Here is an 11179-nt window from a genome sequence, read left to right on the forward strand (position 1 = left end):
CGCCCGAGGCCCAGCCCGAGCCCGGGGTCGACCCGGGCGCGGTGGCGGGCACGGTCGACGACCTGCCCGCCGCCGGGGCGGCTCCCGAGTCCCCCGAGCCGGTCGAGGGGGTGCTGGACGGTGCGCCGGCCGACGACCGCGCCGCCCAGCTGGAGCAGGCCCTGCTCGAGCGCACCCAGGACCTGCAGCGGCTGCAGGCCGAGTACGTCAACTACAAGCGCCGGGTCGACCGCGACCGCGAGCTGAGCCGCGGCCAGGGCGTGGAGTCGGTGCTGCGCGAGCTGCTGCCGGTGCTGGACGACCTGCGCTCGGCCCGCGAGCACGGCGAGCTGACGGGAGCCTTCAAGGCCGTCGGCGAGGCGGTGGAGAAGGTGACCAGCCGGCAGGGTCTGGTGGTCTTCGGCGAGGTCGGGGAGCCGTTCGACCCGATGGTGCACGAGGCCCTGATGCACTCCTACTCCGAGGACGTCACCGAGCCGACCTGCGTGCAGATCCTGCAGCCGGGCTACCGGCTGGGGGATCGGGTGCTGCGTCCGGCCCGGGTGGCCGTCGCCGAGCCCAGCGCCCCGGGCGCGGGCGTCACCGACCCCGGCACGACCGGGGCCTGAGCCAGGAAGGAGACGTCCACCGATGAGCACCAAGGACTGGCTCGAGAAGGACTACTACAAGGTGCTGGGCGTCTCCAAGGACGCCAAGCCCGAGGAGATCAAGAAGGCGTTCCGCAAGATCGCCCGTGAGAACCACCCCGACGCCAACCCCGGCAACTCCGAGGCCGAGCGGAGGTTCAAGGACGCCGCCGAGGCCAACTCGGTGCTGTCGGACCCCAAGCAGCGCAAGGAGTACGACGCCACCCGCAGCCGCTTCGGCGGCTTCCGGTTCCCTCCCGGCGGCAGCGCCGGCGGGCCCGGGGTGGACGACCTGTTCCGCAACGCCGCCTCCGGTGCGGGGTCGGCGGACTTCTCCGACCTGTTCGGCGGGCTGTTCAACAGCGCCGGGCGTCGCGGTGGCGCCGCCGGGCGCGGTCCGCGGCGGGGCAGCGATGTCGAGGGCGAGGTGACGATCGACTTCGTCGAGGCGGTCGAGGGCGTGACGGTGTCCATGCAGATGGTCTCCGACTCCGCCTGCCCGACCTGCCACGGCACCGGGGCCCGCACCGGCTCGGTGCCGACCGTGTGCCCCAAGTGCCAGGGCTCGGGCATGCAGACGTCGACCTCGGGCGGGGTGTTCGCGGTCAGCGAGCCCTGCACCGAGTGCCGCGGGCGCGGGCTGGTCGTCGAGGACCCCTGCCCGGACTGCCACGGCTCGGGGCGCGGGCGCTCGACGAAGAACATGTCGGTGCGGATCCCGGCCGGGGTCACCGACGCGCAGAAGATCCGGCTCAAGGGCAAGGGCGGGGCCGGGGAGAACGGCGGAGCCAACGGCGACCTCTACGTCACCGTGCACGTCCGCCCGCACCCGCTGTTCGGGCGCCAGGGCAACAACCTGACGCTGCACGTCCCGGTCACCTTCGCCGAGGCGACGCTCGGCGCCGAGATCACCGTCCCGACCCTGCAGGGCCAGACCGTGCGGCTGCGGCTGCCGGCGGGGACGCCCAGCGGTCGCACCCTGCGGGTGCGGGGCAAGGGTGTGCGGCGCAACGACGGCACGCTGGGTGACCTGCTGGTGACCGTCGACGTGGTGGTGCCCACCGAGCTCGACGACACCGCCCGGGCGGCCCTGCAGGCCTTCGTCGAGGCGGCGCCGTCGCCGGACCCCCGGGCCGACCTGGCGGCCCGCGCCCGTAGCTGAGCAGAGGTGAGGTCGTGAGCGAGCAGAACCTGCCGCAGGTGCTCGACGGCGACGCGCCGGTCTTCGCGATCAGCGTCGCCGCCCACCTGGCGGGCATGCACCCCCAGACGCTGCGCAGCTACGACCGGATGGGGCTGGTGTCCCCGCGCCGCACCCGCGGCCGGGGACGCCGGTACTCCCCCCGCGACGTGGCCCGGCTGCGGCTGATCCAGCGGCTCAGCCAGGACGACGGCGTCAACCTCGAGGGGATCCGACGCATCCTCGCCATGCAGGACGAGATCGACACCCTGCGCACCCGCAACGCCGAGCTGGCCGAGCTGCTCCGGGTGGCCCGAGTCGCCCCCGCGGACCGCCTCTTCGCCGCCGATGCCGGCGGTCGGGTGCAGATGGCAGAGCGCGCCCGCCGGATCTTCACCCCGCCGCGCGCCATCGGGCGCTGACGGCTCCACCCGAGCCGCTGCCCGACCCGGGCGTCCCACCCGACGCCAGCGGCCGAGCCCGCCGAAGCAGTGCGTGTCCGCGCTGCGTGCCCGCCCCCGGCGCGGGGTAGGGGGGGCGGCGTGGCAGCCGAGCAGCAGACCGCGGGCGACGACCTCGACCTGGACCGTCCGCTGGCCCAGCTCGAGGTCGACTCCCCGCACAGCGCGAGCGGTGAGGAGGCGCAGGAGCGCGACCTCTCCCAGGTCGCCCCGACGCCCCGGCGCTCCCGCCGCTGGGTGCCGCGGCGGGTCGTCATCACCCCCGACGCCCTCGAGCACGCCCACGGCCGGCGCATCGTCGAGCGGGTGGAGGCGCTGGGGATCGAGGTCGAGCGGCTGCGCGCCAACCGGCTGACCGGTGTCCGCGGCGACGACGAGCGGCAGACCTACGCCCGGGCCAAGGCGACGATGGCCGTGGTGGTCAGTCCGCCCAGCCGCCGGAGGCTCCAGCCGATCTCACCCAGCGCCGACTGGCGCGTCGACCTCGCCGAGGGCTGCCCCGCGCACTGCCAGTACTGCTACCTGGCGGGGTCGCTGTCCGGTCCTCCGGTCACCCGCGTCTACGCCGACCTCGACGAGATCCTCGACAACCTGCACGGCTATGTCGGCACCGGCACCGTCACCAGCCGCTCGACCGCCCGCAGCGCCGAGGGCACCACCTTCGAGGCGTCCTGCTACAGCGACCCGCTGGCGCTGGACCACCTCACCGGCAGCTGGCAGCGCGCCGTGGAGCACTTCGGCACCTGGGACGCCCCGGTGCAGCTGCGCTGGACCACCAAGTACGACGACGTCGACCGCTTCCTCGACCTGCCCCACGCCGGGCGCACCCGGGTGCGGTTCAGCGTCAACTGCCGTCCCGTCACCCAGCGCTGGGAGGGCGGCACCAGCGGGCTGGTCGAGCGCATCACCGCGCTGCGGAAGCTGGCGCTGGCCGGCTACCCGGTCGGGCTCACCATCGCCCCGATCATGCCGCTGGACGGCTGGCGCGAGCACTACTCCGAGCTGCTCACCCTGGTCGAGCAGGCCACCGCCGACATCACCGACCTCGACCTCACCGCCGAGCTCATCACGCACCGGTTCACCGCCAGCAGCAAGCAGGTGCTGCAGGGCTGGTACCCGCGCACCACCCTGGAGATGGACGAGGCCCGCCGGACGGTCAAGCGGGGCAAGTTCGGCTCGGCCAAGCACGTCTACCCGCGCGAGCTGATGGCCGAGCTGCGCGGCTGGTTCACCGAGCAGCTGGACGCCCGGCTGCCGCGCTGCCGCATCCTCTACTGGACCTGAGCCCCTACCGCGCCGGGGTCGGCGAGGAGGTGTCGATGCGCCGGGGCAGCACCAGCACGGCGGCCAGCATCGCCAGCGCGACGCCGGTGGAGACCAGCAGCACGTCGTGGACGCCCGCGGACAGCAGCTCCGGCGCCACGTCCGTCCCGCCGGCGCCGTGGCCGCCGACGGCCGTCCCGACCCGGGCGTTGACCACCGCCCCGAAGACCGCCAGCCCGAGCGCGCTGCCCATCGAGCGGGCGAAGGTCGTCACCCCGGTGACCACGCCGCGCTGCTCCCAGCCCACCGTCGACTGGGCCGCGATCAGTGTCGGCGCGGCGATCAGGCCGAGCCCGAGACCCACGCCGAAGCACCCGGCGGCCACCTGCCAGACCGAGCTGTCGACGTCCAGCGCGAGCATCGATGCGGTCCCGGCCAGCGCGAGGACGCTGCCGACCAGCCCGGTGTCGCGGAACCCGACCCGCAGGTAGAGCCGGGCGGCGTTGGCGGCCGAGATCGGCCAGCCGAGCGTGAGGGCGGCCAGCGCGAACCCGGCGGCCAGGGCGCTGGTGTCGAGCACCTCCTGGGAGAACACCGGCAGGTACGACGTCAGCCCGATCAGCAGGACGCCGACGCCGACGTTGCTGAGGTAGGTGCCGTTGAGCACCCGACGCGTGAAGGCCCACCCCGGCAGGATCGGCTCGGCCGCCCGTCGCTCCACCACCCACAGCGCGAGCAGCGCCACCACGCCGCCGCCGAGCGAGAGCAGCGAGGGCGCCGACACCCAGTCCCACTGCACGCCGCCCGAGAGCAGCCCGAGGATGAGCAGCGAGGCGCCCACGGTGAGCAGCGCCGCGCCCGCCCAGTCGATCCGGCGGCGGCCGCCGGTGCGGGCCGGCTCGCGGAGGTTCCGGGCCAGCATCCAGGCCGCGAGCGCCCCCAGTGGCACGTTGACGAAGAAGATCCAGCGCCAGTCGAGCAGGTCGACGAAGAGCCCGCCGAGGGTGGGCCCCACCACCGACGACGCCGCCCACACGCTGGCGACGTAGCCCTGCACGGTGGCCCGCTCGGCCACCGAGTAGAGGTCACCGACGATCGTCATGGTCATCGGCTGCACCGCCCCCGCACCCAGCCCCTGGACGGCGCGGAAGGCGATCAGCGACGGCATGCTCCAGGCCAGCCCGCACAGCACCGACCCGAGCACGAACACCCCGATCCCGGCCAGCACCACCGTCCGCCGCCCGACCAGGTCGGCCAGCTTCCCGCAGACGGGCGTCACCACGGCGGAGGCCAGCAGGTAGATGGAGAACAGCCACGGGAACTGGCTGAACCCGCCGAGGTCGGCCACCAGCGCCGGGACGGCCGTGGCGAGGATGGTGGAGTCGATCGCCACCAGCCCGGTTCCGAGCATCACGCCCAGCAGGACGGGCCCGCGCTCGGACCGCAGACCCACGCTGGCCCGGGTCACCTGCTGCTCGCTCACCGGCTCATCCCACCACGTCCCCGGCGGCCGGCCGGGAGCGGCCCGGCGGGGTGGGGCAGACTCGCGGGGTGCCCGAGCTGCCCGAGGTCGAGAGTGCCCGCGCCACCATCGAGGCGGCCGCGCTGGGCCGCCGGATCGTCGAGGTCGACGACTCCGACCGCTACGAGTGCCGCCCGCACCCGGCCGGGGAGATCCGCGCGGCCCTGCTCGGGCGCGAGCTGACCGGCGCCTTCCGCACCGGCAAGTCGATGTGGTGCGAGACGTCGGAGGACGGGCCCGACCTCGGCCTGCACCTGGGCATGAGCGGACGCATCCTCATCACCCACGCCGACGGCAGCTCCACCGAGGGCGGGGACTACCTCGGCACCCGCTACGCCTCGGTGGCCGAGCAGCCCGACCGCAAACCGGAGTGGGACCGCTTCACCCTCACCTTCGCCGACGGCGGCACGCTGCGGCTGTTCGACAAGCGCCGGCTCGGCCGGGTCCGGCTCGACCCCGACCTCAGCGCCCTCGGCCCCGACGCCGAGCGGATCGGGGCGGCCGAGTTCGCTGAGCGGGTCGGCCGGGGGACGGCCCCGGTCAAGGCGCGGCTGCTCGACCAGTCCGTGCTCGCCGGTATCGGCAACCTGCTGGCCGACGAGGTGCTCTGGCAGGCACGGATCAGCCCGCGGCGTCCCGCCGACCAGCTGCCCGCCGAGGAGCTGGTGACCCTGCACGGGGCCGTCCACGAGGGCGTGCGGACCGCGATCCGGCGCGGCGGCGTGCACACCCTCGACGTGATGCCCCACCGCGCGGCGGGCGCCCGCTGCCCGCGCTGCGGGGCGGAGATGGCCCGGGCCACCGTCGCCTCGCGGACCACCTTCTGGTGCCCGCAGGAGCAGCGCTGACCCACTGGGTCCCGGAGTGGACGCCGTCGGGAGGAGCGTGTCCGGTGGGGAAGAGTGGGGCGCTGCTGCTCCCGCACCAGGCGGGTGCGCGGGAGGAGCGGATCGATGAGCGAGACCGGCGGGGCGACCGTCCCGATCGACCGGCGACGCGCCCGGCGGGCCGTGGTGGCGGCCTCGCTGGGCAACGCGATGGAGTGGTTCGACATCATCGTCTACGCCTTCCTGGCGCCGGTGATGGCGCGGCTGTTCTTCCCCGAGTTCGAGGGGGTCGTCGGGCTGCTCATCGCCTACGGCCTGGTCGGGGTGTCCTACCTGATCCGTCCGGTGGGTGCGCTGGTGATCGGCAGCTACGGCGACCGCCGCGGTCGCAAGGCGGCGCTGACGCTGACCATCGGGCTGATGACGCTCGGCACCGCGGTGATGGCGTTCGCCCCGCCGGCCGCCGCGGTCGGGGCGGCCGCACCGCTGCTCATCCTGCTCTCCCGTCTCATCCAGGGCTTCTCCGCCGGCGGGGAGTTCGGCTCGGCGACGGCGTTCATGACCGAGCACACCGAGGACCGCAAGGCCTTCTTCGCCTCCTGGCAGGTCGCCACCCAGGGGCTGTCGATGTTCCTCGCCGCCGGCTGGGGCTTCGTCCTCACCACCGTGGTGAGCGAGGAGGCGCTGTACGGCTGGGCCTGGCGGCTGCCCTTCGTGTTCGGCCTGCTGATCGGCCCGATCGGGCTGTGGATCCGGGCGCACATGGACGACACCCCGGAGTTCGAGGCCGCCGAGAAGGTGCGCTCGCCGCTGGGCACGGTGCGGCGGCACCACCCGCACCGGGTGCTCACCGCGGCCATGTGCGTCGGGATGGCCACGATGTCGGTCTACCTGATCACCTACCTGCCGAACTTCGCCAGCGCCAACCTCGGGATGCCGGGCTGGACCGGCTACGCCGGCGCGGTGGTGGCCGGTCTGGTGGCGCTCGTGCTGTCGCCGGTGTTCGGGGTGCTGGCCGACCGCCACGGCCCGTCCCGGGTGATGCTGCCCGCCGCCGTCCTCGGTCTGCTCGCGGCCTACCCGCTATTCTGGATGCTGGTGAGCACCCGCAGCGTGGCGCTGTTCATCGTCGCCGAGATCGTCATCGGCCTGCTGATGGCGGCCTACTTCGCCCCGACGCCGGCGCTGCTGGCCGACCTGTTCCCGACCGCCGTGCGGACCACTGGGATGGCGCTGGCCTACAACATCGGCGTCACCCTGCTGGGCGGGTTCGCCAACTTCTGGATCGTGCTGCTGCTGGAGGGGACCGGGCTGCTGGAGGCGCCGAGCTTCTACTACGTCGCGGTCGCCCTGCTCTCGGTGGTCGGCCTGCTGATCGCCCGTCGGGTCTTCGGCAGCCGCTGACCACGGGTCGCTCAGGGGGTGTCCGCAGTTCCCCCTGAGCGGGGTTGAGTCGGGTCGGCTCAAGGAGGAATACTGCTTCCCGTACCGAAGTTGAGTCGGGTGGGCTCAAGGTGGGTCCATCCCTGCGTGCGAGGAACGCTGCATGAACACTGAGAAGTTGACGACCCGCAGCCGTGACGCGGTGACCACTGCGGTCCGGCTGGCGCTGACCAACCAGAACCCGACCGCCGAGCCCGAGCACCTGCTGCGGGCGATGCTGATGGTCCCCGACAACACCGTGGGCCCGCTGCTGCAGGCCGTCGGCGCCGACCCCGCCACGGTGGACGCGGCCGCGCAGGGCGCGCTGAGCAAGCTGCCCTCGGCGTCCGGCTCCTCGGTGGCGCAGCCCCAGCTCTCCGGCGCCTTCGCCCGCGTGCTGGCCGATGCCGAGACCCGGGCGGAGAAGCTCGGCGACTCCTTCGTCGCGACCGAGCACCTGCTGATCGCGCTGGCCGCGGTGCGCTCGACCGTCAGCGCCCTGCTGGCCGACCTCGGCGTCACCCCGAAGGCGCTGGAGGAGGCGTTCGCGCAGGCCCGCGGCGGCAAGCGCGTCACCTCCGCGGAGTCCGAGGGCACCAGCTCCGCGCTCGACCAGTACGGCGTCGACCTCACCGAGCGCGCCCGCGAGGGCCGGCTCGACCCGGTGATCGGCCGCGACACCGAGATCCGCCGGGTGGTGCAGGTGCTGGCCCGGCGCACCAAGAACAACCCCGTGCTGATCGGCGAGCCCGGCGTCGGGAAGACCGCCGTCGTCGAGGGGCTGGCCCAGCGGCTGGTCGACGGCGACGTCCCCGACTCGCTCAAGGGACGCCGACTGGTCTCGCTCGACCTCACCTCGATGGTCGCCGGGGCCAAGTACCGCGGTGAGTTCGAGGAACGGCTGAAGGCGGTGCTGACCGAGATCCGCGAGGCCGAGGGCCAGGTCATCACCTTCATCGACGAGCTGCACACCGTCGTCGGGGCGGGTGCGGCCGAGGGCTCGATGGACGCCGGCAACATGCTCAAGCCGATGCTGGCCCGTGGTGAGCTGCGGATGATCGGCGCCACCACCCTGGACGAGTACCGCCAGCGGATCGAGAAGGACCCGGCGCTGGAGCGGCGCTTCCAGCAGGTCTACGTCGGCGAGCCGACGGTGGAGGACACCATCGCCATCCTGCGCGGTCTGCGCGAGCGCTACGAGGCCCACCACAAGGTCGCCATCACCGACGGCGCGCTGGTGGCCGCAGCCAGCCTGTCGCACCGCTACATCACCTCCCGCCAGCTGCCCGACAAGGCGATCGACCTGGTGGACGAGGCGGCCAGCCGGCTGCGGATGGAGATCGACTCCTCCCCGGTCGAGATCGACCAGCTGCGTCGCAACGTCGACCGGATGCGGATGCAGCACTTCGCGCTGGAGAAGGAGGACGACCCCGCCAGCCGTGAGCGGCTGGGCCGGCTCACCTCCGAGCTGGCCGACGCCGAGGAGGAGCTGCGCGCCCTGGAGCAGCGCTGGGAGGCCGAGAAGCAGGGCCTGAACCGGGTCGGTGAGCTCAAGCAGGAGATCGACGCGCTGCGCTCGGAGGCCGACCGGGCCCTGCGCGAGGGTGACCTGGCGCGGGCGTCCAAGATCAACTACGAGGACATCCCGGCGATGGAGCGCGAGCTCGCCGCGGCCGACGAGGCCGAGCGGCAGAGCACGCCGATGGTGGCCGACGAGGTCGGTGCCGCCGACATCGCCGAGGTCGTCGCTGCCTGGACCGGCATCCCGGTGGGGCGGATGATGGAGGGCGAGAGCGAGAAGCTGCTGCACATGGAGGAGCGCCTCGGTGAGCGGCTGATCGGTCAGCGCGACGCCGTCCGCGCCGTCTCCGACGCGGTGCGCCGCTCGCGGGCCGGCATCTCCGACCCGAACCGCCCGACCGGCTCGTTCCTCTTCCTCGGCCCGACCGGGGTGGGCAAGACCGAGCTGGCCAAGTCGCTGGCCGACTTCCTCTTCGACGACGAGCACGCGATGGTGCGGATCGACATGAGCGAGTACGGCGAGAAGCACTCGGTGTCGCGACTGGTCGGTGCGCCTCCGGGTTACGTGGGATACGAGGCCGGCGGCCAGCTGACCGAGGCGGTGCGGCGGCGTCCCTACTCGGTGGTGCTGCTGGACGAGGTCGAGAAGGCCCACCCCGAGGTGTTCGACGTGCTGCTGCAGGTGCTCGACGACGGCCGGCTCACCGACGGCCAGGGCCGCACGGTCGACTTCCGCAACGTGCTGCTGATCCTCACCTCCAACCTGGGCTCGCAGTTCCTGGCCGACCAGAGCCTGGACCAGCAGGTGAAGCGGGACGCCGTGATGGGCGTGGTGCGGCAGGCGTTCAAGCCGGAGTTCCTCAACCGGCTGGACGAGGTGGTGCTGTTCGAGACCCTCGGCACCGAGGAGCTGACCCGGATCGTCGACATCAACCTCGACCGGCTCAACGCCCGGCTGGCGGAGCGCCGGCTGCGGGTCGAGCTGACCCCGGCGGCCAAGGACTGGCTGGCGCTCACCGGCTTCGACCCGGTCTACGGGGCCCGTCCGCTGCGCCGTCTGGTGCAGTCCTCGATCGAGGACGCGCTGGCCCGCAGGGTGCTGTCGGGGGAGGTCGGCGACGGCGACGTCGTGACCTTCGACCTCGACCCCGAGGGCGACGGGCTGCGGGTGCTGGAGGGGGTGCCGGCGGCGTCCTGACCGCCGTTCCGCGCCGGCCGGCACTGCCCGGCCGGCGTGGTGCGGCATTGTCGCACGTGGTCAGAAGTGTCAAAACGGTACAACTTCTTGACTGCGGAGATCTTAGTCAAAAACTTCGCTGAGAATGCCGGATTCTCGCTTCCTTCTCACAGCCTGGCCTCCCAGACTTAGCAAGTCCGGTGACCAGAAGTACGTTCGCGCCGGACGCTGAAGGACGGTGGTTCTCACCGTCCTGATCTTCGGGGGAAGGTCTGCAAAATGCGACGTGTGTACTTGGCGTGCGCCCTGGACATGATCAACGTGGGCGATCTCGATCTCATCGCCCAGGCTCGCCACTACGGCGACCGCCTGGTGCTCGGCGTGCTGTCCGACGAGGACGTGCAGCGCCGGACGGGCCGTGCGCCCGTGATGGACCTGGCGTCCCGGTTGGAGGTGGCCAGGCACCTGCGCGCGGTGGACGAGGTGGTCGTCCACGACGACACCGTGGTGTCGGCCGGTGACGACGGCACCACCATCCTGACGGTGGCCCAGCAGTCCGACGGGCCGGGGATCGACGCGCACGTCGTGCTGCGTCCCCGGGTGATCAGCCGTTCGCGTGCGCTGCGCCGCGCGCTCCGTCCCGTCCCGCAGCCGGCATGACGGCCCTGACGCAGCCCCTCGCGCTGCCCGAGGTCGGGTACGTGCCGGGGGCCTGGGACATGTTCCACGTCGGGCACCTCAACATCCTGCTGAAGGCCCGTGAGCTGTGCCAGCGGCTGGTCGTCGGTGTGGTCACCGACGAGGTCCTGGCACAGGCGAAGAACAAGACGGTGGTCGTGCCGCTGGCCGAGCGGATGCGCGTGGTGTCGGCGATCGACGTCGTCGACGACGTGGTGGTGGACGAGTCCAGCGACAAGCTGCTCGCCTGGCGCCGGGTCGGCTTCGACGTGATCATCAAGGGCGACGACTGGCAGGGCTCGCCCAAGGGCGACCAGCTCGAGCGCGACATGGCCTCGGTCGGCGTGCAGGTGCAGTACTTCCCCTACACCCAGGACGTCTCCAGCACGCTGCTGCGTGGCGCCCTCGGCGACCGCCAGCCGCGGCGGCGCGCCAAGGCCCGCGTCGCCGGCACCGGCCGGCGCCGGCTCTTCTGGCCCGCCAGCCCGCTGGCCGCGCGGAC

10 protein-coding genes are annotated in these 11179 nt (G+C 72.9%); 9 read left to right on the forward strand and 1 reads right to left on the reverse strand.

The features are described from left to right. The 4 genes from grpE to DVA66_RS11160 form a co-directional block, all read left to right on the forward strand. Nucleotides 1-608: nucleotide exchange factor GrpE (grpE, locus tag DVA66_RS11145; RefSeq protein ID WP_114560153.1), on the forward strand; the 608-nt coding region annotated here is incomplete at its 5' end. 22 nt (nt 609-630) lie between these two features. Next, nucleotides 631-1788 carry a molecular chaperone DnaJ gene (gene dnaJ, locus DVA66_RS11150; protein WP_114560154.1) on the forward strand — a complete coding sequence of 386 codons (1158 nt, stop codon included), beginning with the start codon at nt 631-633 and terminating at the stop codon, nt 1786-1788. Between the two features lie 14 nt (nt 1789-1802). Beyond that, nucleotides 1803-2228, forward strand: a complete 426-nt coding sequence (locus DVA66_RS11155; RefSeq protein ID WP_114560155.1) for a heat shock protein transcriptional repressor HspR — start codon at nt 1803-1805, stop codon at nt 2226-2228. A gap of 120 nt (nt 2229-2348) precedes the next feature. Beyond that, the gene (locus DVA66_RS11160; RefSeq protein WP_232821905.1) at nt 2349-3551 is read left to right on the forward strand and encodes an SPL family radical SAM protein; all 1203 of its coding nucleotides are present in this window, start codon (nt 2349-2351) and stop codon (nt 3549-3551) included. 4 nt (nt 3552-3555) lie between these two features. On the opposite strand, the gene DVA66_RS11165 is transcribed toward DVA66_RS11160, so the two are convergent. Beyond that, entirely contained in the window at nt 3556-5013 is a 1458-nt protein-coding gene (locus DVA66_RS11165; protein ID WP_232821906.1) for an MFS transporter, read from the reverse strand. A gap of 68 nt (nt 5014-5081) precedes the next feature. Here DVA66_RS11165 and DVA66_RS11170 point away from each other — a divergent pair, with 68 nt between their 5' ends. The 5 genes from DVA66_RS11170 to DVA66_RS11190 form a co-directional block, all read left to right on the forward strand. Further along, entirely contained in the window at nt 5082-5900 is an 819-nt protein-coding gene (locus DVA66_RS11170) for an Fpg/Nei family DNA glycosylase (protein ID WP_114560156.1), read from the forward strand. Nucleotides 5901-6005: 105 nt separating this feature from the next. Beyond that, entirely contained in the window at nt 6006-7283 is a 1278-nt protein-coding gene (locus DVA66_RS11175) for an MFS transporter (protein ID WP_114560157.1), read from the forward strand. Between the two features lie 142 nt (nt 7284-7425). Beyond that, nucleotides 7426-10020 (forward strand): ATP-dependent chaperone ClpB, encoded by a 2595-nt coding sequence (gene clpB, locus DVA66_RS11180; RefSeq protein ID WP_114560158.1) that lies wholly within the window; start codon nt 7426-7428, stop codon nt 10018-10020. A gap of 258 nt (nt 10021-10278) precedes the next feature. Continuing rightward, nucleotides 10279-10659, forward strand: coding sequence for an adenylyltransferase/cytidyltransferase family protein (locus DVA66_RS11185; RefSeq protein WP_114560159.1), 381 nt, complete (start codon nt 10279-10281; stop codon nt 10657-10659). Continuing rightward, nucleotides 10656-11179, forward strand: a 524-nt coding sequence (locus tag DVA66_RS11190) for an adenylyltransferase/cytidyltransferase family protein (RefSeq protein ID WP_114560160.1), incomplete at its 3' end; no start/stop codon positions are given. The genes DVA66_RS11185 and DVA66_RS11190, both read left to right, overlap by 4 nt.

This window comes from Desertihabitans aurantiacus (genome assembly GCF_003344635.1).
Classification (GTDB): domain Bacteria; phylum Actinomycetota; class Actinomycetes; order Propionibacteriales; family Propionibacteriaceae; genus Desertihabitans; species Desertihabitans aurantiacus.

Bases quoted from the DNA above. Each gene is read 5' to 3' on its own strand.
- dnaJ (WP_114560154.1), top strand. From the start codon at position 631: ATGAGCACCAAGGACTGGCTCGAGAAGGACTACTACAAGGTGCTGGGC.
- DVA66_RS11175 (WP_114560157.1), top strand. From the start codon at position 6,006: ATGAGCGAGACCGGCGGGGCGACCGTCCCGATCGACCGGCGACGCGCC.
- clpB (WP_114560158.1), top strand. From the start codon at position 7,426: ATGAACACTGAGAAGTTGACGACCCGCAGCCGTGACGCGGTGACCACT.
- DVA66_RS11185 (WP_114560159.1), top strand. From the start codon at position 10,279: ATGCGACGTGTGTACTTGGCGTGCGCCCTGGACATGATCAACGTGGGC.